The 26559-nt window shown below is 62.5% G+C and carries 25 protein-coding genes and 1 pseudogene; 16 read left to right on the plus strand and 10 right to left on the minus strand.

Features of this window, described 5'->3' with window-relative positions:
• A pseudogene (locus QWJ46_RS22625) lies at positions 1–199 on the plus strand (IS110 family transposase); the annotation flags it as partial.
• A gap of 136 nt (positions 200–335) precedes the next feature.
• Here QWJ46_RS22625 and QWJ46_RS22630 read toward each other — a convergent pair.
• Complete coding sequence (locus QWJ46_RS22630; RefSeq protein WP_184457812.1) at positions 336–1667, minus strand: diguanylate cyclase; 1332 nt, start codon at positions 1665–1667, stop codon at positions 336–338.
• Positions 1668–1853: 186 nt separating this feature from the next.
• Positions 1854–2684: a response regulator gene (locus QWJ46_RS22635; protein WP_302754046.1), complete on the minus strand. Its 831-nt coding sequence runs from the start codon at positions 2682–2684 to the stop codon at positions 1854–1856.
• Positions 2685–3150: 466 nt separating this feature from the next.
• Between QWJ46_RS22635 and QWJ46_RS22640 the strand changes: the two genes are divergently transcribed.
• Both QWJ46_RS22640 and arsC read left to right on the plus strand, forming a co-directional pair.
• Positions 3151–4134, plus strand: coding sequence for a squalene cyclase (locus tag QWJ46_RS22640; RefSeq protein ID WP_184457809.1), 984 nt, complete (start codon positions 3151–3153; stop codon positions 4132–4134).
• Between the two features lie 333 nt (positions 4135–4467).
• The gene (arsC, locus tag QWJ46_RS22645) at positions 4468–4890 is read left to right on the plus strand and encodes an arsenate reductase (glutaredoxin) (RefSeq protein ID WP_184457807.1); all 423 of its coding nucleotides are present in this window, start codon (positions 4468–4470) and stop codon (positions 4888–4890) included.
• Between the two features lie 27 nt (positions 4891–4917).
• On the opposite strand, the gene QWJ46_RS22650 is transcribed toward arsC, so the two are convergent.
• The 5 genes from QWJ46_RS22650 to QWJ46_RS22670 all read right to left on the minus strand — a co-directional run bounded on the left by QWJ46_RS22650 (position 4918) and on the right by QWJ46_RS22670 (position 11370).
• Positions 4918–5184 (minus strand): hypothetical protein, encoded by a 267-nt coding sequence (locus tag QWJ46_RS22650; RefSeq protein ID WP_064810608.1) that lies wholly within the window; start codon positions 5182–5184, stop codon positions 4918–4920.
• 112 nt (positions 5185–5296) lie between these two features.
• Positions 5297–7816, minus strand: coding sequence for a mechanosensitive ion channel family protein (locus QWJ46_RS22655; RefSeq protein WP_302754047.1), 2520 nt, complete (start codon positions 7814–7816; stop codon positions 5297–5299).
• Positions 7817–7955: 139 nt separating this feature from the next.
• A complete protein-coding gene (locus QWJ46_RS22660) occupies positions 7956–8507 on the minus strand; it encodes a DUF924 family protein (protein WP_302754048.1) in 552 nt (183 codons plus the stop codon).
• Between the two features lie 224 nt (positions 8508–8731).
• On the minus strand, positions 8732–9796 hold the full coding sequence (locus tag QWJ46_RS22665) for a sensor histidine kinase (RefSeq protein WP_184457803.1): 1065 nt from the start codon (positions 9794–9796) through the stop codon (positions 8732–8734).
• A 128-nt stretch (positions 9797–9924) separates the two neighbouring features.
• Complete coding sequence (locus QWJ46_RS22670) at positions 9925–11370, minus strand: MFS transporter (protein ID WP_302754049.1); 1446 nt, start codon at positions 11368–11370, stop codon at positions 9925–9927.
• A gap of 549 nt (positions 11371–11919) precedes the next feature.
• Between QWJ46_RS22670 and QWJ46_RS22675 the strand changes: the two genes are divergently transcribed.
• The 13 genes from QWJ46_RS22675 (at position 11920) to QWJ46_RS22735 (ending at position 23714) form a co-directional block, all read left to right on the plus strand.
• Positions 11920–13245 carry an ABC transporter substrate-binding protein gene (locus QWJ46_RS22675; protein WP_302754050.1) on the plus strand — a complete coding sequence of 442 codons (1326 nt, stop codon included), beginning with the start codon at positions 11920–11922 and terminating at the stop codon, positions 13243–13245.
• A 114-nt stretch (positions 13246–13359) separates the two neighbouring features.
• On the plus strand, positions 13360–14328 hold the full coding sequence (locus QWJ46_RS22680; RefSeq protein WP_285195692.1) for a carbohydrate ABC transporter permease: 969 nt from the start codon (positions 13360–13362) through the stop codon (positions 14326–14328).
• Complete coding sequence (locus QWJ46_RS22685) at positions 14325–15278, plus strand: carbohydrate ABC transporter permease (protein WP_302754051.1); 954 nt, start codon at positions 14325–14327, stop codon at positions 15276–15278. Before QWJ46_RS22680 ends, QWJ46_RS22685 begins: the two co-directional genes overlap by 4 nt.
• The gene (locus tag QWJ46_RS22690) at positions 15275–15493 is read left to right on the plus strand and encodes a hypothetical protein (protein WP_302754052.1); all 219 of its coding nucleotides are present in this window, start codon (positions 15275–15277) and stop codon (positions 15491–15493) included. The genes QWJ46_RS22685 and QWJ46_RS22690 overlap by 4 nt, the downstream gene beginning before the upstream one ends.
• 3 nt (positions 15494–15496) lie before the next feature.
• Positions 15497–16594 carry an ABC transporter ATP-binding protein gene (locus QWJ46_RS22695; protein ID WP_302754053.1) on the plus strand — a complete coding sequence of 366 codons (1098 nt, stop codon included), beginning with the start codon at positions 15497–15499 and terminating at the stop codon, positions 16592–16594.
• Positions 16587–17594, plus strand: a complete 1008-nt coding sequence (locus QWJ46_RS22700) for an ABC transporter ATP-binding protein (protein ID WP_302754054.1) — start codon at positions 16587–16589, stop codon at positions 17592–17594. The genes QWJ46_RS22695 and QWJ46_RS22700 overlap by 8 nt, the downstream gene beginning before the upstream one ends.
• A gap of 52 nt (positions 17595–17646) precedes the next feature.
• Positions 17647–19284 carry a dihydroxyacetone kinase subunit DhaK gene (locus QWJ46_RS22705; RefSeq protein ID WP_302754055.1) on the plus strand — a complete coding sequence of 546 codons (1638 nt, stop codon included), beginning with the start codon at positions 17647–17649 and terminating at the stop codon, positions 19282–19284.
• Between the two features lie 50 nt (positions 19285–19334).
• Positions 19335–19949, plus strand: coding sequence for a dihydroxyacetone kinase subunit DhaL (gene dhaL / locus QWJ46_RS22710; RefSeq protein WP_302754056.1), 615 nt, complete (start codon positions 19335–19337; stop codon positions 19947–19949).
• 14 nt (positions 19950–19963) lie between these two features.
• The gene (gene dhaM, locus QWJ46_RS22715; protein ID WP_037175071.1) at positions 19964–20362 is read left to right on the plus strand and encodes a dihydroxyacetone kinase phosphoryl donor subunit DhaM; all 399 of its coding nucleotides are present in this window, start codon (positions 19964–19966) and stop codon (positions 20360–20362) included.
• A complete protein-coding gene (locus QWJ46_RS22720; RefSeq protein ID WP_302754057.1) occupies positions 20362–20706 on the plus strand; it encodes an HPr family phosphocarrier protein in 345 nt (114 codons plus the stop codon). The genes dhaM and QWJ46_RS22720 overlap by 1 nt, the downstream gene beginning before the upstream one ends.
• The gene (locus QWJ46_RS22725; protein ID WP_302754058.1) at positions 20690–22255 is read left to right on the plus strand and encodes a putative PEP-binding protein; all 1566 of its coding nucleotides are present in this window, start codon (positions 20690–20692) and stop codon (positions 22253–22255) included. Before QWJ46_RS22720 ends, QWJ46_RS22725 begins: the two co-directional genes overlap by 17 nt.
• 1 nt (position 22256) lies before the next feature.
• Positions 22257–22670, plus strand: coding sequence for a hypothetical protein (locus tag QWJ46_RS22730; protein ID WP_008535099.1), 414 nt, complete (start codon positions 22257–22259; stop codon positions 22668–22670).
• A gap of 51 nt (positions 22671–22721) precedes the next feature.
• Positions 22722–23714 (plus strand): dihydroxyacetone kinase subunit DhaK, encoded by a 993-nt coding sequence (locus QWJ46_RS22735; RefSeq protein WP_302754059.1) that lies wholly within the window; start codon positions 22722–22724, stop codon positions 23712–23714.
• 12 nt (positions 23715–23726) lie between these two features.
• On the opposite strand, the gene QWJ46_RS22740 is transcribed toward QWJ46_RS22735, so the two are convergent.
• The 3 genes from QWJ46_RS22740 to QWJ46_RS22750 form a co-directional block, all read right to left on the minus strand.
• A complete protein-coding gene (locus QWJ46_RS22740) occupies positions 23727–24455 on the minus strand; it encodes an esterase family protein (RefSeq protein ID WP_302754060.1) in 729 nt (242 codons plus the stop codon).
• Positions 24452–25411 (minus strand): acetylxylan esterase, encoded by a 960-nt coding sequence (locus QWJ46_RS22745; protein WP_302754061.1) that lies wholly within the window; start codon positions 25409–25411, stop codon positions 24452–24454. The genes QWJ46_RS22740 and QWJ46_RS22745 overlap by 4 nt, the downstream gene beginning before the upstream one ends.
• A gap of 126 nt (positions 25412–25537) precedes the next feature.
• Complete coding sequence (locus tag QWJ46_RS22750; protein WP_302754062.1) at positions 25538–26314, minus strand: alpha/beta fold hydrolase; 777 nt, start codon at positions 26312–26314, stop codon at positions 25538–25540.
• Positions 26315–26559 lie beyond the last annotated feature (245 nt).

The raw sequence follows: 26559 nt of genomic DNA on the forward strand, positions 1-26559 counted from the left end.
CCTGCGAAAGAGCCTGTTCATGTGCGCATTCACGGCAACCCGGCACAATCCGGATCTCGCCGCTTTCTACACGCGCTTGCGTCAGAGCGGAAAGGAACACCTGTGCGCCGTCATAGCCGTCGCCCGAAAACTCATCGTTCTCGCCAACACAATCCTCTTTCGCAAGACCGAATGGACGCCACAATACCGCAAAAATTAAACATGGTTGCTCCCCGATGGGAGAAGGGGGACTCGAGAGGTCGCGGCAGAGCCCTTTAAGCTCGTTTACCGAGCCTGAAGAATGGGCATTTGCGGATGAGAGAGGCGGATACGGCGCCGAGTAAACGAAAGCAGCCCTACTGCGCCACCTCTTCCGTCATCCTGGCGTCGGAATAGACCTGGTTACGGCCGCGATGCTTGGCCATGTAGAGGAATTGGTCGGCGGCGTTGAGATAATTCTCGAAGGTTTCGTAGCTGCCGATTTCGGCGATGCCGATCGAGATGGTGACGCCGAGTTCCTCGTCGTCGGCCGTTACCTTCAGCCGCGAAATATCCGAGCGGATCTCGTCGCAAAGCTTGGTGGCGGCGGCCGAATCCATCTGCGGGAACAGGATGGCGAATTCCTCGCCGCCGAGGCGGGAGAGCAGGTTGTCACTGCCCTCGAAGATCGTGAACAGCCTGTTTGCAACCGCCTTCAACACCTTGTCGCCGATCTCGTGGCCGTATGTGTCGTTCAGCCGCTTGAAGTGGTCAATATCGAGAATGGCGACCGAGCTCGGCACTTTCAATCGCAGGCACTCGTTCACCAGCTTCGGGCCATTGTCGTAGAAATAGCGGCGGTTATAGAGGCCGGTGAGATAGTCGCAGGCTGCAGCGGCCCTCAACTGGCGCATCTGCGCCAGCGTTTCCGCATTGTTGGCGATGCGGCATTGCAACTCCTCGGCGACGAAGGGCCGATAGACGAAATCGCTGGCGCCGGCTTTGAGGAAACTCGCGGACAGCATACGATCGTTGGAGGAGGAGACGCCGATGACGCGCAACCGGTCCGAACCGAAGCGATGGCGGATGCGCCGCGTCAGCTCGTACCCGCTCATATCGGGCATGTGATGATCAGTGACGACGAGTTCGATATCGCTATAGGCTTCGAGCGCCGCCAGCGCCTCGAGCCCCGAGCTTGCCTCGACGACCAGATATTGCTGTGCCTTCAGGAGATCGACGAGAACCTGGCGTACCGAGACGACATCGTCGACGACGAGCACCCGCGTCTTGCGGTTGGAGATCGCGCGGCGGACGGTGGCGACCAGATTGTCGAGCGCAAACTCATTGTCCTTCAGCACGTAATCGATGACATTGCGCTCCATGATCCTGTTGCGCGTATTGAGATCGAACGTGGCGGTGAAGACGATTGCTGGAATATCGTGCTCGATCGTACAGTCGAGCGCCTCGCCATAGGGCGAATCCGGCAGGTTGAGATCGACGACGGCCATGGTGTAGCCGTGACCGTCGTCGGCAAGTTCCCTGCGAAGCGCTTTCAGCGACGAGCAGGATTTGACGGCAAGGCCAAGTTCCGTCTGGAACCGGTGGCAAAGCACGGCGGAAAACATTCGGGAATCTTCAACCAGAAGTATTTTGAGCCCGCCGGAACGCAGCCCGATACCATCTCGCTGAAAATCCGCCTGAAAAGCCACAGCCGCTATTCCCCCCTGCGCCTTGCGGGCTCGACTCGGCCCTCCGCCCGGCGCGGCGGACGATAACCGAGAGGCTCATCCACGTGAAGGGGACAAATATTCGGGTTACCTGTAATTGCAAAGATCCGGCGCCCGGCGGCGACGATCGCCCGGGACTTCCTCGCGATCCGGATTCCGGAAGAGCCGTCAGGCAACCGCCCGCTCCTTGCGCATGGACTGGATCTGCAGCAGCGTGTCGAGATTCTGGTTGACGCGGCAGTAGAACTCCTCGTCGATGAAGGGACGCAGCATGAAATCGTTGCCGCCGGCCTTCAGAAACCGCGCCGAAAGCAGCCGATTCGAGGAGGAGGAAACACCGATGATGCGCAATTCGTGCGAGCCGATATGGGCCCGGATGCGCCGCGTCAGTTCAAACCCGTCGATATCGGGCATATTGTAATCGGTAATCATCAGGCCGATATCGCGATTGACCTTCAGGGTCTCCAGCGCCTTGGCGCCGTTTTCGGCCGTGCTCACTCGGAAATTATAGCGCTTCAGCCGGCTCGACAGCAGCGCGCGCGCCGTCGCGCTGTCGTCGACGATCAGCACGTGATGGCGATGATTGGTTAGGAACCGGCAGATCGACTCCGCCAGAAGGTCGACGGCGAAAATATTGTCCTTGAGGATGTAGTCGACGATGTCCTTGGCGATCAGCTTGTCGCGCATGCCCTCATGGAAGGTGCCGGTGAAGACGATGGTCGGGATGGAGAGGTCGACCAGATATTCAAGCGCTTCGCCGTTTTCGGCACCGGGCAGATTGATGTTCGAAATCGCCAGCGTGATCGGATCGGACGATTTGTCGTAGGAAAACTGCAGATCCTCGAAGTTACGGCAGATCTCTACATCAATGTCGAACAACTCCTTGAGGCGTTTGCTGATCATCGAGGTGAATACGTTTGAATCTTCCGCGACAATAATACGCGCGCCGGCAAACATCTCTCCGGAATATTGCATCCCCGAAATACCTAAAAACGCCATGATAAACCTTTAATGTAAAACCCGTCCCCAGCCGAAGTGATACATCAATTGATTTGACTAATTATTAATCAGCACGTCCCGATATGAAACGAAGAAGCGGACCAGTGGGCCACCAGTTTGTGGACAAAGTCTCCTCCGTCATGCTCGGCCTTATGCCGAGTATCTGATCACAGCAATTGCTTTGACGGGAAAACATTTATTCTCAGATACTTAATGGACGCGAGCAGATCCTCGGCACAAGGGCGAGGATGACGTCGCAGGTTCTGCAGTGGTTTGTCGGAAGCCCTCGCGGCCCGATGGCCGCCTCCGATTTCTTGGACATATGATTAAGAAATAGTGCGCGAAGCTCGGGATATGGGTGCCGGTCGCGCGTGTGAAAGGCCCACTCCCGCCGCCGTCGGGCTGGCCGCACGCGGCCGAAGTGATTATAAACAGGTTACTGACCGTCCGCCGAAGAGGTCCGCCCATGACCCAACCCGACCCGGTGATCGAATGGCTTCTCGATTCCGACCCGGCGATCCGCTGGCAGGTGATGCGTGACCTCATCGAAGCTCCGGAACCGGAATGGATGGCAGAACGGGCCAAAGTGGAGACCGAAGGCTGGGGTGCAAAGCTCCTCTCCTTTCAGGACGACGATGGACAATGGGCGGGTGGCGCCTTTCTGCCCGCCGATTTCGATCCTCATGAATGGCGCGAGCACGGCCAGCCCTGGACGGCCACGACATTTTCGCTGTCGCAACTGCGAGAGTTCGGCCTCGACCCGTCATCGGAACGCGCCAGGCGCACAGTCGCATCGCTCGGCGCCAGCGCCCGCTGGGAAGAAGGCGGCCAGCCCTATTGGGAGGGTGAAGTCGAGGAATGCATCAACGGCCGGACCGTCGCAGACGGCGCCTATTTCGGCATCGACGTCTCCCGCATCGTAGAGAGGCTCACGGGCGAGCGCCTCGATGACGGCGGCTGGAACTGCGAACGCGTCCGCGGCTCCCTTCGCTCCTCTTTCGCCAGCACGATCAACGTGCTGGAAGGTCTGCTCGAATTCGAAAGATCGACAGGCGGCACGCCCCGGTCCCGCGAGGCGCGCAGCACGGGCGAGAAGTTTCTGCTCGAACGCAAGCTCTTCCGCCGTCTCGGCACCGGCGAACCGGCGGACGAACGCTTCCTGCGCTTCCTCCACCCCAATCGCTGGCGCTACGATATCCTGCGTGCGCTCGATTATTTCCGCTCAAGCGCCATGTTGACCGGCGCCGATCCAGATCCGCGCCTTGGCGAGGCGATCGGCCACCTTCGCTCCAGGCGCTCGAACGACGGCCGATGGCTGCTGGACTGGACCCTGCCCGGGCGCGTCTGGTTCCATGTCGACGAGGGGCAAGGCCAGCCGTCGCGCTGGATCACGCTGCGGGCGATGCGGGTGCTCAGATGGTGGGATAGCCAGGCATCAATCCGACACTGACGGCAAACCCAGCGAACGCAGGAAGTGCGCCTGGATCTTGTGCAGCAATTCCGCGCAAACCGACGGCGTCTCGCCGATGCCGGCCTGATTGAGGACACCGTGCACGGATTGAACAGAAACACCGCCGCAGAACCGGGACCGGCGACAAACCAGCTATTATCAGCTGCCCAGGCGGCGATGAGCTCCGTCAGATGCGTGTGAGGAAGTCACGACAAAGACCCTGCCGAGTTGCCGGAGGGCCGCCACCTAGAGTTTGCCCGCTAAGGACAGCTCTTTTCTTCCAAAGCGGGCTGCGATAACTCACGCTATCATCCCGATCACCACAGGTAAATCATGAACGTCACCATCTATCACAATCCCGGCTGCGGCACCTCGCGCAATACGCTGGCGATGATCCGCAATGCTGGCATCGAGCCTGATATCATCGACTATGTGAAGAACCCGCCATCGCGGGAGGAGCTGGCAAGAATGATCGCGGATGCCGGTCTCACCGTGCGTCAGGCCCTTCGCGACAAAGATACGCCCTACGCCGAACTCGGCCTCGACAATCCTGATCTGACCGACGATCAGCTTTTCGACGCCATGCTGGCGCAGCCGATCCTGATCAACCGGCCCTTCGTCGTCACACCGCTCGGCACACGCCTGTCGCGGCCTTCCGAGGTGGTTCTGGAAATCCTGCCGGAGACGCACAAGGGCGCCTTCGCCAAGGAAGACGGCGAGAAGGTCCTGGATGCGGACGGCAAGCCCATTATCTGAGCCGTCCAGCCTGACAGGTCCGCAATCCTACTTGACGACCGCCGAGCCTTTGACGATGTCGATCGTCTCGCCGCCATCGAGCCCGATCCGGTCCCCGTCGGGTGTCGTCATGAAGCAGCCCGAGGAGCAGAGGCTTTCGGAAGCGCCGGCATCGACCACGACTTCGACACGCTGTCCGCCCTCGGTGATGACGAGCACCACGGCGGCAGGATCGGTGTTGGTGATGGATGCGGCGTTGACCGCCGGCGCGGCAAGCAGCGGGACAAGCAAAAAGGCGGCAAATCTTGCCATCATGTGCGGCGGCGCTGACGCGCCCTCCCCTCGAAAGATCGGTGCTGCCCTCGGCAGCAATCCCGATGGAAGGTATCATGCACATAGACCTGTGAATGATGGCTGAATAAGCTGTTCAGCTCTCCGCTGCCCGCCCGCGCAGCTGGCGCACCGGCCGCTCTTCTTCCTCCACCGGTCTATCCTTGGAATTCTCATGGCCGTCCGCATGCTCCTTAACCGCATTGGGCAGAACGAGGGCAGCCTCCCGATGGATGGTAAGGTCGCTCTGTGGCAGCGGGATTTCTATGCCTTCCGCCTTGAAGCGCTTGAGGATCTCGATCCTGAGATTGTTGCGCACCGTCAGGCCGTCGCCCATATCGGCGAGGAAGAAGCGCAGCTCGAAATCGAGCGAATAGGGGCCGAAGCGCAGGAATTCGACATGTGGCTCGGGATTGCGCATGACGAGCGGTATCTTCGCCGTCAACTCCAAGAGAATATCCATCACCTGTTGCGGATCGGCGTCGTAGCTGACGGAAACCGGGATTTCCGAGCGACCGATCTTGTTGCGGTGTGTCCAGTTGCCGACGAGGCCGTTGATCAGTTCCGAATTTGGCACGATGATCGCCTGCTTGCGGAAAGTCTCGATCTCGGTTGCGCGCACCGAAATACGCTTGACGATACCTTCGGCCGTTCCGGAGACGACGTGATCGCCGACCTTGAACGGCCGCTCGACCAGCAGGATCAGGCCTGACACGAAGTTGGAGACGATGTTCTGCAGGCCGAAACCGATACCGACCGAAAGTGCCGAGGCGACAAGCGCGAAGCTCGACAGATCGATGCCGGCGGCGGAAACGCCGATGATCGCGGCAATGCCGACGCCGAGATAGCCGATGCCCGTTTTGACCGAGTTTCGCACGCCGAGATCGACATGGCTTCGAGCCATGACATTGCCGTCGAGCCAGCGCTGCAGCCAACGCGTCAGCAGATAGACGCCGGCGAAGAGCAGGATGCCGGTGCAGATTCCGAGCAGCGAGATGCTGATGCCGCCGAGCTTGACCTCGGTAAACAGCCGGAAGGCGATAAGCTGCAGATCCTGTACATGGAAGCCCCAGAGCAACAGGATCAGTGGAATGCCGACGAGCAGCGCCACCGCATACATGGCAAGACCGACGAGCAGGCCGACCTGGTCTATCGCCACCGGCCCGAGGTTGAAGCGCCGCGCCAGGAAGCGCGCGAAGAAGGTGTCGCCGAAGCTTTCCTGCCGCGAGATCGCCTTGCCGGAGAGCAGGCCGACATACATGGTGGCGACGACCGCCCCGGTGATGATGAGCTGCGTCGCGACGAAGCGGGCAAGTCCGACGTAGCCGGCAAGCGCCGTAACGATCAAAGCGGCACCGACGACGCGTAGGATGATTGCCATGCCGCGCGGCCAATGTCTGCCGGGCGCGTCGGGATCGCCGCTTCTCGCCAGCATCGGCTTGCTGAAGGAGACGGCGATCAGGATGATGCCGATGATCAGCGCAGCGATGAGGCTCCGTACGACGGTCAGCACCAGCGGCGATCCCATCGCCTCGCTGACCGTGCCGAAGAGATAGTCGAGTCCGTTGACGACAGCCATCGCCGAGAGACAGTAGCCGATCGCGCGAGCGCCGAGATTGGAAAGCTTCACCAGCCGCCAGTGTGGTTCGCTCGGCGCGAAAATGGCGTTGACGAAGCGGCCGACGAAATAGACGAGCCCGATCGTGCCGAACAGCGCGCCGATAACAGGCGCGATATCGGGTCGCAGCACATTGAAACTGTTGAGGAAGAAAAAGGAGGTAACGAGCAGGACCGCCAGCGCCAGCGTCCGGATCAGCGTCGACCAGAAGGCGATCGACAGCCTGCCGATATAGGAGGGGTTCTCGACCGCCTCATCGCGGCGCAAATACGAGCCGAACAGCCGGTAGCTGCCGGAGAGCAGGACGAGTGCTGAGGCGAGCGACAGGAAGATCGCGGCAAACAGCGGGAACCGCTTGAACTTCCAGACGAAGGAGGCCCAGCTCGCCAAGGCCTGTGAGAATTCGCTGACCTCGTGCACGAAGGCGCGCGCGGCATCGTCGAGCACCGAGACGGAGATTTCCGTGCGCCTGAAAAGCGTATCGGCGAAAAGCTGCCGCCGCATCTCGATGATCTCGTTCATGAGCTTCGTCACAGCGATCGACAGGTTTTCGGCGTCACCGGTCACCGCGTTGATCTGCGCGCGCTCGGCGGCAAGCGCGTTACGCTCGTCGGTGACGATCTGCGCCTCTGGCGGCTGTCCATCCTTCGGCGGCTCGCCGATCTCGGTCAGCCGGTTCTTGATCTGGTCGAAACGCGGCCTCAGGTTGACCGATATGGTGATGACGGCGCGGCTGAGCTCATCGGCCTTGGTCGCAAGCCCGACCAGCGCATCGTCATTATCGGCGTTCTCCTTGACGCTGTCCTGAAGCGAGCCAAGCTGGACCTTCGCCTTCTCGATCTCCTTCGCCGCCTGGGCGGAAGGCGTATCGACAAGCGGCGCCTCTGCTGCCTGCGGCTGCGGTTCCTGTGCGAAGGCTGCTGCGCTCTCGAAATGCGCACCGGCGAACGCCAGCGTCATCAGAAGAATGGTGCGAAGCAGGGTCGTTCTCAGCCGCAAAAGCGCCTCCGGAAAGGTTGTCGTCGGAATAGAATGCCAGCTTGTCGTAGCAAACAAAGGCGACAGAAAGGCGGAAGATGCCTTAAGCGCCTTGCACCGACCTTGCTCCATGCAGCACTCAACCGCTCGTTCGAACTGCTCAGAACCCCGCGCCGGGCTTGGAGAGATAGTCGAGTTCTGCTGCCGTCGATTCCCGTCCGAGCATGGCATTGCGGTGAGGAAAGCGCCGGTAGGTGGCGATTATCTCGCGGTGGCGGATCGCATAATCGAGATATTCCTCGTCGCCCAGCGCGGTGAACAATGCCACCGAACGCTCCTGCTCGTCGAGATTCTCGGCGTGTTCGAAGGGCAGGTAGAAAAAGGTTCGGCATGCATGTTCCACCGCCTGGTCGGCGCCGGCCGCAAGCGCGAGCTTGGCTTCCCGAAGCGCCAGCCCGTCGGTAGCAACGGCAAGCCCCGTGCCGCGATAGATGTTGCGGGGAAACTGATCGAGCACGATGACCGCCGCCAGACGGCTCACCGGATCGGCCCGCCATTCATCGCCGACGCCTGCGGCAAGCGCCAGATGCGTATTGCGGAAAACATCACGGATCTCGGCATCGAGTTCCGGCGGCGGACGAAACCATAGCTCGCGGCCGCATCGAACGAACCAGAAATCGTAGACCTCCCGGGGTGTGCGGATCGCCGTCATATTCTGCCTCCCGTAGCGTTTGGTTTGATGATGTTATGCCGGCAAGCTTTTGTAAAAATAGGACAAGGTGTGCCGTGTGCCCCTCATCCGCCCTACGGGCACCTTCTCCCCGCTGGGGAGAAGAGGGAATCGAGACCTCGCGGCATAACCCCTTCTCCCCAGGGGGGAGAAGGTGGCCCGAAGGGTCGGATGAGGGGGCCGCTCGGCACACCCTTCACTCCTATTTACGTCCCCTCACTCAACGAAAATACCAGCATCGCCCTCGTCCCGTCATGCCCGGGATCATAAGCGAAATCCGATTTCAAGCTCGCGGCCATCGCCGTCAGAATCCGTGTGCCGAGCCCCGTTCCCCTGGCTGGGCCCTCTGGATCGAACCCCGCTCCGTCATCCTCGACGATGACGCGCAATTGCCCGTCCGTCTGGTCGACAAAAACGCGGATCTCGCCCGAGACGCTCTCGGGATAGGCATATTTGAAAGCATTGGTGACGAGTTCACTGACGATCAACCCGAGCGTGATCACCTTGTCGGTCGCCAGATTAACCGGCTTTGCGGTCAACACGATACGGTGCGGCCGTTTGTCGTCGCGCATCGAAGCTTCGAGCTCGGTCAGCAGACTGTTCAGATATTCATCGACCTGCACCGAGCCGACCTGCCGGTTGGTATAGAGCCGGCGATGCACGCTCGCGATCGCGTTGATGCGCATCTGCGTCTCGTGCAGCGCGTCGACCGCCACCTGGTCCTTGGTCATGGAAGATTGCATGCGGATCAGCGCGCCGACGAGGCCTAGGCTGTTGGCAATGCGGTGATTGACTTCGGCAAGCAGCAACTCGGCATGGTCGCGTTGCTGACGGATCACCTCCTGCGCCTGCGCCGTCTCGCGGCGGAAGCGCGCCCGCTCCAGCGCCTGTTCGAGGGCGGCCGCGAGCAGGTCGAAATAATCGGCCGAAATCCCCTTCAGCATGTAGTCATCGGCGCCCGCCTTCAGCGCCGCGACCGCGATGCTGGTGTCGTCCGACCCCGTCGCATAAATGACCGGCGGATGATCCGGAACGGACGTGATGCAGGGCAGAATGTCGAGTCCAGTCTCGCCGCTCAGGAGATGATCGAGCACGACGGCGTCGATGCCGCCCTCGGCGATCCGAGCAAGGCCGGCAGAACCATTCTGCGCCCACTCGACCGAAAAGCCGCGCCGCGCAAGGTTCTTCTGCATCAGGAGGGCGAGCCCCTCGTCGTCGTCGATATAGAGGATGTGGATCAAGGCATCCGCATCGCCGCTAGAATTGCTCATTCCGTCTCCCGGCGTTCTCTCTAAGCAACGACGGCCGCAAGGTCCGAGTCGTCGGCATGGGCACTGTCGTATTGCATTGCCCGCCCGAGGTAAACATCGCTCCTCCCTCGCTCTTGTCGCAGGCGACGTTAGCTCTTCTGGAATTTCCGATGGCCGGAGACTTCGGCGCCCGCCTCTTTCGGCAATTGCAGGAAGCGCAGCGACGAGACGATGCCGATCGCGCCGACCACGACGAAGGCCCATCGGAAGTCGGCCAGAACGGGATTGTCGGCGCCTCTGAGAGCCGAGGAAATATTGAGCGCGGCGGCGGCCACCGCAACGCCGAGCAGCATCGACATCTGCTGCAGCATGCTCGACAGCGTCGAGGCCGAGCTTCGCTGCGCCGGGCCGATATCGGCAAAGGCGAGCGTGTTCAGCGCCGTGAACTCCATCGACCGCGACAGGCCGGCGAGAAAGAGCAGCGCATGGATGAAAAACGGCGGCGTGTCAGGCGTCAGGAAACCGCAGGCAACGATCGAGAGCGCTGCAATCAGCCCGTTGAGCCCGAGAACGGTGCGGAAGCCGAAGAAGCGTAAGAGCGGCGTCGTCACCGCCTTCATGCTGAAATTGCCGAGAAAATAGACGAGCAGATAGGTGCCGGCGGCAATCGAGCTCAGCCCGAAGCCGAGCTGGAACAAGAGAGGCAGAAGGAAAGGCGTCGCGTTGATGGCCGTTCGGCAAGCCGTGCCCGCCGAGAGCGTCGACACCGAAAATGTCTGGACGCGGAAAGCCGAAAGATCGAGCAGCGGATTGTCGACGGCAAGGAAATGCCGCGTCGCCATGACCGATAGGACGATGCCGGCCGCAAGCATTGAGATGACCGGCCAAAGCCCGCCCTCCCATTTGGCTGAAAGCTCCAAGGCCGCGAGCAGCAGGGTCAATCCGGCCGCGCTCAGGATAAAGCCGCGAATATCCAGCCGGCCGGGATCGGCCTCGCGCTGTTCGGGCACAAAGCGCAGCACCAGCCCCATGCCGACGATGCCGATCGGAATGTTGATCAGGAAGTTCCAATGCCAGCTGGCATAGGTGGTGATGAAGCCGCCGAGCACGGGGCCGACCACGGGCGCCGTCAGCGCCGGCCAGGTGATGAGCGCGATTGCCTGGACGAGTTCGGACTTGCGGGCGTTTTTCAGCACGATGATGCGCCCGACCGGCGTCATCAGCGCGCTGCCCGCCCCCTGCAGCGCACGCCACAGCACGAATTCCGTGAGGCTGCCGGAGAGCCCGCAGAACAGTGAGGCGCCGGTGAAGACGCCGATCGACACCAGGAAGACGCGGCGCGCGCCGAAGCGGTCGCCGAGCCAGCCCGACAGCGGAATGAAGGCCGCCATCGTCAGCATGTAGACGGTGATGCCGATGCTCATCGACACCGGCTGCACGCCGAAGCTCGCCGCCATCTGCGGCAGCGAGGTGGCGACGATGGTGCCGTCGAGGATCTGCATGAAGAAGGAAACGGCAACGACCAGCGCCACGATCTTCGCCTGACGGCCGGTTGCCGCCTCTTGCCCTTGCTCGCTCGTCTCTGCCGTGGTCATCGGTCCGCCAATGGAATTCTGGGTCGCGACAGGGAAACGGGAGGAAGCCGATCGGTGATCTGCCGCGCGAGGAACGCGCGGACATCGAAAACCGCGCCCTGGCTGAATACGCCCGTTGCATCGAGGCGGAAAGGCTAAATCTCGCACTGCTCGGCAATATTCAGATGCCCCCGACGGCGGGCGCAAAGAAAAAGGCCTCGCCGGAGCGAGGCCGAGTTTGTACCGCGCCGGGGAAAACACGGGAGCGGCGAAGGGTCCATATCGCGGCGTCGATATCCTAGCGAGGCCCGATATCGCTGCATCGGTACGGTCAGGATAAAATTTTCGAGAACGTGCGGAATATTTGCTCAAACAGCCGTCCTCGCCCGCTCCAATTTCGCGCGCGGCGCCTGTGCGGTGCAGCAACGATTGCCGCTTGCAATGTTTATAAAATGGTTTATCACTAAACATCTTGCTAAACATGATGATTGAGGAGTTCATGTGAGCATTCTCTGAAACGGATGAACATGCGACGCCGGTGGGGAGCCGGCTTGGTTCTGGGAGGAACTTATGCAGAAAACATCGAAAGCCCTTTTGGGGCTGGCCGCGGCGTTCGTGATGTCGTCGGCATTGCCCAATCTCGCCAAAGCCGATGAACTGACGCTGTGCTGGGCCGCATGGGATCCCGCCAATGCGCTCGTCGAGCTGTCGAAGGACTTCACCGCCAAGACCGGCACGCAGATGAAGTTCGAATTCGTTCCGTGGACGAGCTATGCCGACCGCTTCCTCAACGAGCTGAATTCCCACGGCAAGCTCTGCGACCTCATTATCGGCGACAGCCAGTGGATCGGCGGCTCGGCCGAGAACGGCCACTACGTCAAGCTGAACGACTTCTTCGACAAGGAAGGCATCAAGATGGATGACTTCGTGCCGGCGACTGTTGTCGGCTACTCGGAATGGCCGAAGAACACGCCGAACTATTGGGCGCTGCCCGCCATGGGCGACGTCGTCGGCTGGACCTACCGGAAGGACTGGTTCGAAAAGCCGGAACTGCAGAAGGAATTCAAGGCGAAGTACGGCCACGATCTCGCTGCCCCGAAGACCTACGATGAGCTGAAGCAGATCGCCGAGTTCTTCCAGAAGCGGGAGATCGACGGCAAGACCGTCTATGGCGCTGCGATCTATACCGAGCGCGGCTCCGAAGGCATCACCATGGGCGTTACCAACGTCCTTTACGACTGGGGCTTCCAATACGACAACCCGAAGAAGCCCTACGAGATGGAAGGCTTCGTCAACTCGGACGATGCGGTCAAGGGCCTCGAATTCTACAAGTCGCTCTATGACTGCTGCACGCCGCCCGGCAGCTCCAACGTCTATATGGTCGAATCCGCCGACGCCTTCAAATCCGGCCAGGTCGCCATGCAGATGAACTTCGCCTTCACCTGGCCCGGCCTCTACAAGGACGAGAAGGTCGGCGGCGACAGGATCGGCTTCTTCCCCAATCCTGCGGAGAAGGCGCATTTCGCCCAGCTCGGCGGTCAGGGCATCTCGGTGGTTTCCTATTCCGACAAGCGCGACGCCGCCCTGAGTTACATCAAATGGTTCGCACAGCCTGAGGTGCAGGCCAAATGGTGGGAACTCGGCGGCTTCTCCTGCCTGAATTCGGTCGTCAACGCGCCTGAGTTCCCCAAGAGCCAGCCCTATGCCCAGGCTTTCCTGGACTCGATGGCGATCGTCAAGGACTTCTGGGCCGAGCCAAGCTACGCCTCGCTGCTGCAGGCCATGCAGAAGCGCGTCCATAACTACGTCGTCGCCGGCAACGGCACTGCCAAGGAAGCGCTCGACGGCCTGGTGAAAGACTGGAGCGACGTCTTCAAGGACGACGGCAAAATCTAGTGCCTGACGGGACTGGTGGCACCTCTGCGCGCCATCCTCACCAGGATGGCGGCCCGGATCGGCAGACGAGCCGGGCCGCCGGATCTTTCATATCCGAAAAGACCGGGTGAAAACTTGACCATTTCCCATCCCTCCATCGTCGAGAAAGCCGCCGACGCGACAGCAAGGGCAACGCCCGCCTCGTTCGCCCGGCGCGTCCGCGGCCTCTCCGACAGGGCGATCGCCTGGCTGTTCATCGCGCCTGCCATCACCCTGCTCCTGGCGATCAACATCTTCCCGCTCATCTGGGCGGTCTATCTCTCCTTTACCAATTATCGCGCCAACCGGCCGAATGCGCCGGTCCTGGGCGTCGGCCTTGGAAATTACGAACGCGTTCTCAACGATCCCGATATATGGCAGGCGATGCAGACCACCGCCCATTTCGTCTTCTGGACGATCCTGCTGCAGACGGTGATCGGTTTTGCGCTCGCCTACCTGATCGACCGCAAGTTTCGCGGCCATGCCTTCTGGACGACGATTATCCTGATCCCGATGATGCTGTCGCCCGCCGTGGTCGGCAACTTTTGGCGCTTTCTCTACGAGCCGCAGATCGGCCTCTTCGCCTATGCCGTCTCGCTGGTGTCGGGCATTCCGACATCCGATGTCCAGATGCTCGGCAATGTCTCTCTGGCGCCTTGGGCGATCATTATCGTCGATACCTGGATGTGGACGCCTTACGTGATGCTGATCTGCCTCGCCGGACTGCGCTCGATCCCCGACTATATCTACGAGGCGGCCGAGGTCGATCGTGCATCGCCCTGGCGTCAGTTCTGGTCGATCACCGTGCCGATGGCCCTGCCCTTCATCATGCTCGCGGTGCTTTTCCGCGGCATCGAGAATTTCAAGATGTTCGACATGGTGACGCTGCTGACCGGCGGCGGACCGGGCTCGGTCACCGAGGTCGCCTCGATAACGCTGAAACGCGCCGCCTTCGAAAGCTGGGCGACCGGCCGGGCCTCGGCCTTCGCGATCGTCCTCTTCGTCGCGGTGTTCGGCCTCGCCAACATCTACGTCAAGGCATTGAACAAGGTAAAGCAAAGATGAGCGCCGCCAACTCCGCCCATTCGGTCGTCGAGCCGAGCCTCACCAGCAAGCGCATCGCCGGCACGATCGTCGTCCTCTATGCGCTGATCACCCTCATCCCGCTCGTCTGGATCTTCCTGACCAGCATCAAATCGCCGCCGGATTCGATCAGCTATCCCCCGAAGATCGTCTTCACGCCGTCGCTCGAAGGCTATTGCAATCTCTTCACCACGCGCACGCGGCAGACACCTGATTATATCGTCTCGCTGCCGGCGCCGGTCGGCACCTGCGATGAGGTCACTCGCAAGCGCAACATGGTGATCGCCGGCCCGTCGAACTTCCTGCCGCGCTTCATCAACTCGCTTGTCATCGCCTTCGGCTCCACCTTCCTGGCTGTCTTCCTCGGCACGCTCGCCGCCTACGGCTTCTCCCGCTTCAGGGTGCCGCTCGCCGACGATTTGCTGTTCTTCATCCTGTCGACGCGCATGATGCCGCCGATCGCCGTCGCCATCCCGATCTACCTGATGTACCGCGAGCTCGGCCTGTCGGACACCGCACTCGGCATGATCCTGCTCTATACCGCCGTCAACGTCTCGCTTGCCGTCTGGCTGCTCAAGGGCTTCATCGACGAGATCCCGCGCGAATACGAGGAAGCGGCGATGATCGACGGCTATACGAGGCTCCAAGCCTTCCGCAAGGTCGTGCTGCCGCAGGCGACCACCGGAATTGCCGCCACCGCGATCTTCTGCCTGATTTTCGCCTGGAACGAATATGCCTTCGCCGCCCTTCTGACCTCGGGCGAGGCCCAGACCGCGCCGCCCTTCATCCCGACGATCATCGGCGAAGGCGGACAGGACTGGCCGGCGGTCGCCGCCGGCACGACGATCTTCCTGATCCCGATCCTGGTCTTCACCATTCTCCTGCGCAAGCAGCTGCTGCGCGGCATCACCTTCGGAGCCGTCCGCAAATGAGCCACCTGATCGAAACACGCACCCGCACCCCTGCCCGCCCGAAACGGCCATTCTTCCTGCGCCGCGGCCCGATGGAGAATATCGCCACCGTGCTGATCGGGCTCGGCTTCCTGATGCTGTTCCAGCCCTTCCTGCTGGTGCTCTACACCTATTCGCTGGTGACCCTACTCTTGGGCACCGTCATGTTCATCATCGTTTCGAAATTCCCGGAGTGAACCATGGCGGACATTCGGATTGAAAATCTCCGCAAGGAATTCGGCAGCTTCGTCGCCGTTCAGGATTCGAGCTTCACCGTCCATGACGGCGAGTTCCTGGCGCTGCTCGGGCCCTCCGGCTGCGGCAAGACGACGACGCTTCGCATGATCGCCGGCCTCGAGTTGCCTTCGAGCGGCAAGATCCATCTCGACGGCGAGGACGTCACCTTCAACCGCGCAAGCGCCCGCGACATCGCCTTCGTCTTCCAGCTCTTCGCGCTCTACCCGCATATGAATGTGCGCAAGAACATCGGTTTCCCGCTGCTGTCGCAGGGCATGCCCAAGGCCGAGATCCGCCAGCGCGTCGAAGAGACCGCCCGCCTGCTGCAGATCGATCATATTCTCAACCGCTCGGTTTCGGGCCTTGCCGGCGGCGACCGGCAGCGGGTAGCGCTCGGCCGCGCCATCGTCCGCCGCCCGAAATGCTTCCTGATGGACGAGCCGCTCGGCACGCTGGACGCCGAGTTCCGCGAGATCATGGTCCATGAGCTGCGCGAACTGCACAATCGCATCCATGCCACCACCGTCTACGTGACCCACGACCAGCACGAGGCGATGGCGATGGCCGATAAGATCGCCGTCATGAACCACGGCGTCATCGAGCAGTTCGGCACGCCGCAGGAGATCTATGCCAAGCCGGCCACCATGTATGTCGCCGACTTCATCGGCTCGCCGCCAATGAACTTCATACGCTTCACCTCCGGCCTGAAGAGCGGCGACATGTCTATCTTGCTCGACGGTGTTAATGTTGCCGTTCCAGAAATCCATCAGGACATGGCCGAAAGCGAACTAGCGCTCGGTGTCAGGCCGGAGCATATCCGCTTCAGCGACGCCTCGCCCCTTCGTGGCGCGGTCTATGGCAGCGAATATCTCGGCACCAACCAGGTTGTAGCAGTGGAAACCCCGGGCGGCCTGATCAAGGCCCGCGTTCCCGCCAACCGCAGCTTCCGGATCGGCGAGACCGTCGGTCTCGAATTCAACCCGGCGAACCTCGCGCTCTTCGACTGCGTCTCGGGCCGCGCGGTGCCATCCCAGCTCTATCAGGAGACGCGGCATGGCTGATGTCGTCCTCAGAAATCTTAGCAAGCGCTTCGGCGACACCCAGGCTCTTGATGAGCTCGATCTTTTTATTCGAGACGGCGAGTTCGTCGTGCTGCTCGGTCCGACAGGCGCCGGCAAGACCACGACGCTCAGGCTGATCGCCGGCCTGGAGAAGCCCGACAGCGGCCGCATCGAGATCGGCGGCCGCAATGTCGCGGCCGAAGCGCCGGCCGGGCGCGATGTCGCCTTCGTCTTCCAGCAATATTCGCTCTATCCCCACATGACGGTTTACGAGAACCTCGCCTTTCCGCTGAAGGCGCCGGTGCGCAAGCTGAGCGCGGAGGAGATCGACCGGCGCGTGCGCGAGGTCGCGCGCATGGTCCGCATCGACCACAAGCTGGAAAACCGCGCGACCAGGCTTTCCGGCGGCGAGATGCAGCGCGTGGCGATTGGTCGGGCGCTGGTGCGCCGGCCAGCAATCTATCTGATGGACGAACCGCTGTCCTCGCTCGACGCCAAGCTGCGCGCCGAACTGCGCCTGGAGCTGAAGCGCATCCAGAAGGAGCTCGGCTCGACGCTGCTCTACGTCACCCACGATCAGGTGGAAGCCATGACCATGGCCGATCGCATCGGCATCGTCGCCGAGGGCCGGCTGATGCAGGTGGGAACGCCGCGCGAGATCTATGGCAATCCCGCCAACCTGCATGTAGCCGCCCGACTCGGCCAGCCGCATATCAACCTCCTGCCGGCGGACCTGTTGCCGGGCGGCCATCCGCCCTCCGGGACCAAAACGGTCGGCGCGCGCACCGAACATCTCGATATCGTGGTCGGCAAGGACGCCAATGCCGAGGTCGACTGGATCGAACATCTCGGCGACCAGAACCATCTGCATATCAGGGCGGGCAATCACAAGCTCGTCACACTCGCGGATCCATATCTGGCGATCGCGCCGGGTGACCGGATCAGCCTGACACTGCGCGATCCGCTTTATTTCGATGCGGCTGGACAGCGCCTGTCGTGACCGGCAAACAAAATGATGATGGCATGAAAAACAAACGGACGGGTCTCAATCGATGAAACACTTCTTCAACCGCAAGGAAACCATCGTCACCGAAGCTCTGGACGGCCTGCTCCTGACGACAAGCAGCCGTCTCGCCCGTCTCGACAGCTTTCCCGACATCAAGGTGATCCTGCGCGCGGATTGGGACAGATCCGAGGTGGCGATCATCTCGGGCGGCGGCGCCGGCCATGAACCCTCCCATGCCGGCTTCGTCGGTAAGGGAATGCTGACGGCTGCCGTCTCCGGCGAAATCTTCGCCTCGCCTAGCGTCGATGCGGTGCTGACGGCGATCCGCGCCGTGACCGGCCCGAAAGGCGCCCTGCTGATCGTCAAGAACTATACCGGCGACCGACTGAATTTCGGCCTTGCTGCCGAAAAGGCGCGCGCCGAGGGCTTCGACGTCGAAATGGTCATCGTCGCCGACGACATCGCCATTCCCGGCATCAACCAGCCACGCGGCGTCGCCGGCACGCTGTTCGTCCACAAGATCGCAGGCTATCACGCCGAAAGAGGCGAGGACCTGAAGACGGTCGCGGCCCACGCCGCGGCTGCTGCCGGCGATATCGTCTCGCTCGGCATGTCGCTCTCCACCTGCAGCGTGCCCGGACAGGCGCATGAGGATCGACTCGGCGCCGATGAAGGCGAACTCGGCCTCGGCATCCATGGCGAACCCGGCGCCGAGCGCATCGCGCTGCAGCCGGTCGCCGATATCGTCGCTGCCATGGCGGCGCGCCTGACTCCGGTCTTGCGCGAGGGAGCAGACCACGCCCTCCTTGTCAACAATCTCGGCGCCGTGCCGCCGCTCGAAATGACCGTCATCGCCAAGACAGTGCTGTCCTCGCCGCTTGGCCGCCACGTCAGGCTGATCGTCGGCCCGGCGCCGATGATGACCGCGCTCAACATGAATGGCTTCTCGCTGTCGCTGATCCGGCTGGATGGCGCGCGCGAAGCGGCGCTGACGGCAGCGGTCGAGCCGCATGCCTGGATGCCGGCCGTCGAACGCCACGAGATCAAGGTCATCCCTGCGCCGAGGACGGCGGCCAGCCTGAACGGCGCGGCGACACCAGGCGAGAACAGCCGGAACCGTCACCTGATCACCGCACTCTGCGAGCACCTGATCTCTCTGGAAAGTGAGCTTAACCGGCTGGACGGCCGGGTCGGCGATGGCGATACCGGCTCGACGGTGGCCGCAGGCGCCCGCAGCGTGCTTGCCCGCCTCGACACGCTGCCGCTCGACAGGCCGGATGCAACGCTTGCCTCGCTCGGCGATATCCTCGGCACCAGCATGGGCGGATCGAGCGGCGTGCTGCTATCGATCTTCTTCACCGCCGCGGCAAAGGCGATGGCCGATAAAGCCGATATATCAGCAGCTCTTCTTGCCGGGCTCGACAGGATGACGTTCTATGGAGGAGCAGGAGTCGGCGACCGGACGATGGTCGATGCGCTGTCGCCTGCCCTGCAGGCGCTCGCGTCGGGCGATATCGCTGCCGCGGCAAGGGCAGCGGCATCAGGTGCGGAGTCGACGAAAACGATGACGAAGGCGAGAGCCGGACGCGCCTCCTATGTCAGCGAAAGGGATCTGGCGGGTGTCGCCGATCCCGGCGCGGTCGCGGTTGCCGGCGCGTTCGGCGTGGCGGCAAGCCTCGCCTGACCGGGTAAAGTTCGAAAGCCCGCGGGAGACGGGCGACAGGGAGGAAGGCAGTGCGGGCGGAACCGGTGCTTGTGGCGGGATTGATCGAAGTGTGCCGCGCGACGATCGCGGAAAACGCCGATCACCTCTGCGCACTCGATCGCGCCATCGGCGATGGCGATCACGGAACCAATATGCGGCGCGGCTGCGAGGCGGTGAGCGCCGAGGGCGAGAGCCTGTCCAGCCTGCCCTTCCCCGACGCCGTGGAAAAGATCGGCCTGACGCTGGTGATGAATGTCGGAGGGGCGGCCGGCCCGCTCTACGGCACGCTGCTGATCGAGATCGGCCGCGAGCTTCGCAAAAGCGAGGAGAAGGCCGATTTTTCCCTGGTGCTGAAACAGGCGATCGATGCCGTAGCAAGACGCGGGCGGTCACACGCCGGCGACAAGACGCTACTCGATGTTCTCTATCCCGTCCATGCGGCGCTGGCCAAGCGGTCTCCGCTCGGTGACGTAGCCCGCAAGGCCGAACGCTCCGCCAATAGGACCGCCGCGATGAAGGCAATGCGCGGGCGCGCCGCCTATCTCGGCGACCGCTCGATCGGCCATGTCGATCCCGGCGCATCGAGCTGCGCGCTGCTGACCACGGCGATCTGCCGCTATCTCGGGGAGCACCGCCCCGAATGAATGAAAGGACCGGCATGAATGGAAAGACCGCAAATGTGGGCATTGTGATCGTCTCCCACTCGCCACTGGTGGCAAGGGGCATCGCCGACATGGTGCGGCAGATGGTCGGCGACTGCGTGCCGCTCGCCTGGTCGGGCGGCAATGTCCATGGCGAACTCGGCACCGATGCCGGCGGCATTCTGAAGGCGATCGAGGCCGCCTGGTCCGATGCCGGCGTCGCCGTCTTCGTCGATCTCGGCGGCGCCGAGACCAACAGTGAGATGGCGATCGAAATGCTGGGCCTTCCCCGTTCGGCCCTCGTCTCCATCTGCAACGCCCCGCTCGTCGAAGGCGCCGTCATCGCCGCCGCCGAAGCCTCAGGGGGCGCGTCGCTCGCCAAGGTCGTCGCCACGGCAGAGGAACTGTCGCCCTGATGACGAACCGATTGCGTGGTGAAAAACAGGAGCCCGATCCATTGCACCTGAAGTGCCAGACGGAGGTGGAAGTCAAGCACGGCGTCGGGCTGCATGCCCGCCCCTCCGTCACCTTCACGCGCCTTGCCAAGTCCTTCCCCTGCTCGATCGAGGTCGCCGTCAACGGCAGCGACGTCTGGCTGAACGGCAAGAGCATCATCAAGATCATGGGTGCGAGAATTCGCAAAGGTTCGATCCTCAAAATACGGGCGGACGGCATTCTCGCCGAAGAGGCGATCCGCGCGCTGAAGGAACTCATCGAGCGCAATTTCGATGAGGAAAAGAAACATGGCAGAACCGCTTAGGCTGAAAGCAAAGAGAGCGTCCCCGGGCATTGCATCCGGCCCGGCCTTCCTCGCGGAGGAGCCGAAGGCTGCTTCCGCGTCCGGAACCGCCGGCGGCTACGGCGCGCTTGAGAGGGCGATCGATATCTCGATCGGCGAACTCGAGCGCCTTGCCGATGGCGCCGATGCCGAAAGCCGCGATATCATCGATTTCCAGATCGAGGTGCTGCGCGATCCGACGATCGCGGAAGCAACGGGCGCGCGCATGAAAGCCGACGAGAATGTCGTCTTCGCCTGGGTCGCGACGCTCGACGCCTATATCGGCGAACTCGAAGCGGCCGACGAGGAACAGATGCGGGCGCGCGCCATCGACATTCTCGACATCAAGAACCGCGTGCTCGGCGCGCTCGCCGGCACCCCGGTCGCCGATTTCCCGCCCGGCTCGGTCTTCGTCGGCAAGGATATGGAGCCGAGCCGCTTCCTCGCCCATGATTGGTCGAAGGGCGGCGGTATCGCGTTGTTTGCAGGCAGCGCCGCCGGTCACGTCGCTTTGCTCGCCCGGGCGAAATCGGTGCCGATGGTGGTCGGCACAGGCCGTTTTTCAGCAGCGGATGGCGATTCCGTCGCCGTCGATGGCGACGCCGGCGCCGTCATCCTCGAGGCGGGCGGCATGCTGATCCCGCCGCTCGCGCCAGCCGGCGACATCAAGACTGAAAGCGGCGAGCTGCGCACCGCGGACGGCGTACCGATCCTTCTCTCCATCAACATCAACGATCCCGCCGAGATCGATGCGCTCGATCCGGCAACGACGGGCGTCGGGCTGATGCGCTCGGAATTTTCAGTCACTTCGATCGCCGATGCCGCCAATGAGGAACGCCAACTGGCGATCTATCGCCGCGTGCTGGAGCAGGCGGGCGAAAGGCCGGTGATCATAAGAATGCTGGACATCGGCGGCGACAAGCCGCTCGCCGGTCTCGAAGACCTACCGGCTCTGGAGCCGGGCCTGCGCGGCATCCGGCTGCTGCTTGCCCGGCCGGAAATCGCCCGCGTCCAGACCCGCGCCCTGCTGCGCGCCGCCATCTTCGGCAAGCTCTCGGTGATGCTGCCGATGGTGACCTTTCCCGACGAGATCGACAGGATGCGCGAACTGTTCCGCGAGGAGGCCGAAAAGCTCGGCCGCCGCGCGTTGCTGCACCGGATGCCGCCAATCGGCATGATGGTGGAGGTGCCATCGGCCGCATTGATGCTCGACACCTTTGGGTCGGCGGCCTTCTTTTCCTTCGGAACCAACGACCTCACGCAACATCTCGCCGCCTCCACCCGCGACGGCAACGTAGTCGATGCCGGCAAGGCAGCCCCCGCCGTGCTCCGGCTGATCGAGCAGGCGATAGAACTTGCCGGCGGCAAACCCGTCAGCATCTGCGGGGACATGGCCGGCGATCCCCGCTATCTCCCGGGGCTGCTTGCCGCTGGGCTCCGGCATTTTTCCGTGGCGCCGGCCCGCCGTCCCGCGATAAGATCGGCGATCGTCGGCCTCAACGCCGACGGCACCAGGGCAGCCGGAGAGTAGGATGGCGCGCGAAGACACCGAAGACGCCATAATCGCCTACAAGTCCATTCTGGCGCAGATCATCGACAATAGGCCGTCCGGCACGCGCCAGCGCCTGGCGACGGCGCTCGGCAAGCACCGCAGCTTCGTCACCCAGATCACCAGTCCGACCTATGCGACGCCGCTGCCGGCGCGCCATCTCGCGACAATCGTGCGCGTCTGCCACTTCAGCGCCGCCGAGGAAGAACGCTTTCTCGAAGCCTATCAGGCCGCCCATCCCGGCAAACTGCCGGATCTCGGCCATTCCGAGAAATTGCGGCACCTGTCGCTGATGGTGCCCGACTTCGGCGACGACAGGAAAAACCGCCTCCTGGAAGAGGCGATCTCCGATCTGGTGCAGAAGATCGTCGCGATTTCGGGGGCGAGCGAGCAGTGAAGTGTGAGCGGGCTGACGTAGCGTGATGTCTTTGGCCTTGGGAGGGGCTTGATGAAGAAGTTCATGAACACCGCGGAAACCATGGTCGCCGAAAGCGTCGAAGGCTTCGTGCGCGCCCATGAGACCTTCGTGGTGTTCGGGACCGAGCGCAAATGCGTCCGCCGCCGCCATCTCACGTCAGGCAAGGTGGCGCTGATATCAGGCGGGGGCGCCGGCCACGAGCCGATGCATATCGGCTTCGTCGGCCCGGGCATGCTGGATGCCGCCTGCGTCGGACATATCTTCACCTCGCCGACGCCGAGCCAGATTATTGCCGCCATCGAAGAGGCCGATACCGGCGCCGGCTGCCTGCTCGTGGTCAAGAATTACGACGGCGACCTGATGAATTTCGAAATGGCGATCGAGATGGCCGGTGACCGCCACAGCCTCGACATGATCGTCGTCAGCGACGATATCGAGACATCGAGATCAGGCGAAGGTCGCGGCCGGCGCGGCGTCGCAGGAACTCTGATTGTCGAAAAGATTCTGGGTGCCGCTGCCGAGGGCGGCATGCCGCTCGCCGAATTGAAGCAGCTTGGCGAGGGGCTGAACACCCGCATCCGCTCGATGGGCGTCGCGCTGAACGGCGTGACGGTGCCGCAGACCGAGCGCACGACGTTTTTGCTCGAACCCGACGAGATGGAAATGGGCGTCGGCATTCACGGCGAACCCGGCCATGCCAGGCAGCCCTTCGCCGCCGCCGACGCCGTCATCGGGCATCTCTGCGAGACCATTATCGCCGACATCGCAGTAATGCCGGGCACCCAAGCGCTGCTCTTCGTCAACGGCCTCGGCGGCACGCCGCCCGCCGAACTCTACCTCGCCTATGCCTGCGCCCGCCGTATCATCGAGGAGAAAGCCATCCCGATCGAGCGCTCGCTTGTCGGAACCTACGTCACCTCGCTCGACATGCAGGGCCTGTCCGTAACCCTCGCCTTGCTGACGGACGGGGAGATCGGGCTCTGGGATGCGCCGGTGGCGACGGCGGCTTTGCGCTGGCCGTGACCGCCGCCCCGATCAGATATAAAGCGGCGCCATCTTCCGCCAGGCGCCGGCGCGGTGGGCGCGGCCGTCCCAGACATGCAACTGATGGCGAATGTTCTTTTCGCAGAGCAGCCGGCTGAGATAGCGGTTGTTGTCGAGGAAGGGATCGGCATCGCCGATCGTCAGCACGATGTCGATTTCACGCAGCCGCTCGAGCCGCCAGTCCGCGCCGAGACCGGGCAGGAAATGCGTCGGCGTGTGGAAATAGATCCTGTCGTCGTAATAGCCGTCGAACAGGTCGCCGAACACTTCCACTTTCATCGTCAGGTCGTAGCGCCCGGAGAAGGCGACGAGCTTGCGGAAGAGATGCGGATGGCGGAAGACGAGGCTCGCCGCCTGGAAGGCGCCCAAGCTGCATCCATGCACGATGGTGCAATCGTGCGGGTTTTTCGCCGCCATCAGCGGCAGCACCTCGTTGAGGATGTAATCCTCCAGCGCCGCATGCCGGCGAATGCGTTCGGCCGGATGATGGTGGAAGCCGTAGAGGCTGTCGGCGGCCAGTCCCTCGATGCAATAGAGCTGCAAATGACCGGCCGAAAGCTTGTCGGCGAGGCTCGCAACCAGGCCAAGCTGCTCATATTCGAAAAAGCGCCCCTCCCGCGTCGGAAACACCAGCACCTTGGCGCCAGCATGGCCGAACACCAAGATCTCCATCTCCCGATGCAGGCGCTGACTGTACCAGCTGAGATATTCGCGGTTCATGTCACCCTGAAGAACTGTCCGATCTTGTCGCGGAGCGCCGCCTCTTGCTCAGCGCTTCCAGGGTAATCGAAATGACCGGCGTCCAGGATGAAGATTTCATTATATTTCCGTATCGCATTTGCGACAGCGAACTGGCAGGGCGGCGCGACGGCGGGATCGAAAAGCGCTACTGCCGTCAGCATCGGCACATCGATCCGCCGCGCCGCGGTCGCCGCATCGTAGAAGCGCAGCGTCTCCAGCACGTTTCCGTGTTCCGCCTGATAGTCCTGCACCGATTGCGCGCTGCCGACGCTCGGCAGCTTCAGTCGCAGCGGCTGGTGACCGAAGCTCGGCAGCGCCAGATGACCGCGATCGATACGTGGATCATAGGCGATCGCCATCGCCCCGACACCGCCGCCGAAGCTGATGCCGCTATAGCCGATATGGCTTGAGAGCCAGGGATAGAGCGTAACAAGCGTCGAGACGGCAAGCCAGATATCCTCGACGCAGCCGCCGATGATATAGGCGTCCCGCTTGTCGATATCGTGCAGCACATGCCAGGACGGGTTCGCGGAAATCGGCGGACGCCTGCTCAGCGACAGCCCCCGGCAGCACGGAAAGATCACCGCCGTTTCCTCGACCGGCAGGTTGAAGTCAGGCTGATCCCGCCCGCCATACCCATGCCCGACGACGAGACCCCGCCGTACCCCGCCTTCACGCGGCAGCAGCAGCCAGCTACCGATCTTGAACGTACCGGTCGAGAGATAGACGAGGTCCAGTACGTGCCAGTCGGGATGACTGAACTTGCTCAGAGAAAGCACCGGCTGCGGATCGACTGCCAACGCCTTCAAATACCGCGCCTCCCAGAACGCATCGAAGCCCGCAGGCTCCTCCGGCGGCTCGATCGCAAGAAGCTCTTCGAGCCGCATGCCGTAGGTCGGATCGAAGGCGAAGGGATGTTTCTTGGGAATGCTCATCCCGTTTTGTCGCGTGAAAGCTGCGGCGGCGCAAGCCTTGCTGCCGCTTCCCTCCGGCCATGGGCATCGGCCATGACATTACCAGACTGAGCATTCCGGATCTGCGCTCCTCCCCGGATATGTGCGTCAGGCTGCGGCCCCCGCCGCCTCCAGGATCAGCTGGGCGATTTCATCCGGATGAGAGATCAGCGAGAGGTGGCTGGCCTGCACCTCGATGGTCTTCGCGCCCATGCGCTTGGCCATGAAGCGTTCGAGATCGGGATTGATTGTCCGGTCCTCGGTCGAGACCGCATACCAGCTCGGCTTGGAGCGCCAGGCGGCTTGCGTCGTTTTGCCGGTCAGCAGCGCCTTCTGGAACGGCTGCTGCACGGCATAAAGTACCTTTGCCTTGGCTTCCGGCAGGTCGCCGGCGAAATCATGCAGGAAAGCCGCTTCGCTCAGACGCCCCTCGTCACCGTCGAAGACGATGCCGGCGGAAGCAGGCGGCGTCGGGAAAGTCTTGGCAAGAGCGGTATAATCCTCACCCGCATCAGGCGCCCGCGCAGCGACGTAGACAAGCGCCGAAACATTGGGGTGCACGCCGGCCTCCGTGACGATCATGCCGGAAAACGAATGCCCGACCAGAACCGTCGGGCCATCCTGGCGATCGAGCACCCGCTTTACCGAGGCGACGGCCTCGGGCAATGTCGTCAGCGGGTTTTGCACCGCCGTGGTGTTCAGCCCGGCCGCCTGCAGGCGCGTGATCACCTCGGTCCAACAAGAACCGTCGGCAAACAGCCCATGCGCAAGCACGATATTGCGTGCTTTGACGAGAGCTGATGTCGCGGCCATGCGGGTGGCTAGAAGAGAGGCGGCGGCGCCGGCAACGAGGGCGGCCGAGAAAGCGCGTCTGTTCATCGTCATGATCTGGTTCCTTACGAATGGAGAGCGTTGAAAGATCGAAAGCATGCCGGCTCGGAACCGGAAATCCGGAGCCACTGAAAATCGGTTGGTCTATGACGCTGTGTGGTGCACTCAGCCCACCCGGCGCGAGGCGCTGAACTCGGTTGCGTGACGCGAGCTCCCATGTTCAATTCGGCGTTTGAAGCGGCTTGCATCTGCGAGATGCCTGCCTGCTGGAGAATACATGTATTCCCAATAGGCAGAAA

Origin of the sequence: Rhizobium sp. CBN3 (assembly GCF_030518245.1) — a bacterium.
Classification (GTDB): Bacteria; Pseudomonadota; Alphaproteobacteria; order Rhizobiales; family Rhizobiaceae; genus Rhizobium; species Rhizobium aethiopicum_A.

What these genes read in the sequence shown, in the direction of transcription:
- QWJ46_RS22685 (WP_302754051.1), top strand. Translation starts at nt 14,325, where the DNA reads ATGAGCGCCGCCAACTCCGCCCATTCGGTCGTCGAGCCGAGCCTCACC.
- QWJ46_RS22720 (WP_302754057.1), top strand. Translation starts at nt 20,362, where the DNA reads ATGACGAACCGATTGCGTGGTGAAAAACAGGAGCCCGATCCATTGCAC.
- QWJ46_RS22640 (WP_184457809.1), top strand. Translation starts at nt 3,151, where the DNA reads ATGACCCAACCCGACCCGGTGATCGAATGGCTTCTCGATTCCGACCCG.
- QWJ46_RS22650 (WP_064810608.1), bottom strand. Translation starts at nt 5,184, where the DNA reads ATGATGGCAAGATTTGCCGCCTTTTTGCTTGTCCCGCTGCTTGCCGCG.
- QWJ46_RS22665 (WP_184457803.1), bottom strand. Translation starts at nt 9,796, where the DNA reads ATGAGCAATTCTAGCGGCGATGCGGATGCCTTGATCCACATCCTCTAT.
- QWJ46_RS22730 (WP_008535099.1), top strand. Translation starts at nt 22,257, where the DNA reads ATGGCGCGCGAAGACACCGAAGACGCCATAATCGCCTACAAGTCCATT.
- QWJ46_RS22675 (WP_302754050.1), top strand. Translation starts at nt 11,920, where the DNA reads ATGCAGAAAACATCGAAAGCCCTTTTGGGGCTGGCCGCGGCGTTCGTG.
- dhaM (WP_037175071.1), top strand. Translation starts at nt 19,964, where the DNA reads ATGAATGGAAAGACCGCAAATGTGGGCATTGTGATCGTCTCCCACTCG.
- QWJ46_RS22735 (WP_302754059.1), top strand. Translation starts at nt 22,722, where the DNA reads ATGAAGAAGTTCATGAACACCGCGGAAACCATGGTCGCCGAAAGCGTC.
- QWJ46_RS22725 (WP_302754058.1), top strand. Translation starts at nt 20,690, where the DNA reads ATGGCAGAACCGCTTAGGCTGAAAGCAAAGAGAGCGTCCCCGGGCATT.
- QWJ46_RS22750 (WP_302754062.1), bottom strand. Translation starts at nt 26,314, where the DNA reads ATGACGATGAACAGACGCGCTTTCTCGGCCGCCCTCGTTGCCGGCGCC.
- QWJ46_RS22670 (WP_302754049.1), bottom strand. Translation starts at nt 11,370, where the DNA reads ATGACCACGGCAGAGACGAGCGAGCAAGGGCAAGAGGCGGCAACCGGC.
- arsC (WP_184457807.1), top strand. Translation starts at nt 4,468, where the DNA reads ATGAACGTCACCATCTATCACAATCCCGGCTGCGGCACCTCGCGCAAT.
- QWJ46_RS22660 (WP_302754048.1), bottom strand. Translation starts at nt 8,507, where the DNA reads ATGACGGCGATCCGCACACCCCGGGAGGTCTACGATTTCTGGTTCGTT.
- QWJ46_RS22740 (WP_302754060.1), bottom strand. Translation starts at nt 24,455, where the DNA reads ATGAACCGCGAATATCTCAGCTGGTACAGTCAGCGCCTGCATCGGGAG.
- QWJ46_RS22690 (WP_302754052.1), top strand. Translation starts at nt 15,275, where the DNA reads ATGAGCCACCTGATCGAAACACGCACCCGCACCCCTGCCCGCCCGAAA.
- QWJ46_RS22705 (WP_302754055.1), top strand. Translation starts at nt 17,647, where the DNA reads ATGAAACACTTCTTCAACCGCAAGGAAACCATCGTCACCGAAGCTCTG.
- QWJ46_RS22700 (WP_302754054.1), top strand. Translation starts at nt 16,587, where the DNA reads ATGGCTGATGTCGTCCTCAGAAATCTTAGCAAGCGCTTCGGCGACACC.
- QWJ46_RS22635 (WP_302754046.1), bottom strand. Translation starts at nt 2,684, where the DNA reads ATGGCGTTTTTAGGTATTTCGGGGATGCAATATTCCGGAGAGATGTTT.
- QWJ46_RS22745 (WP_302754061.1), bottom strand. Translation starts at nt 25,411, where the DNA reads ATGAGCATTCCCAAGAAACATCCCTTCGCCTTCGATCCGACCTACGGC.
- QWJ46_RS22695 (WP_302754053.1), top strand. Translation starts at nt 15,497, where the DNA reads ATGGCGGACATTCGGATTGAAAATCTCCGCAAGGAATTCGGCAGCTTC.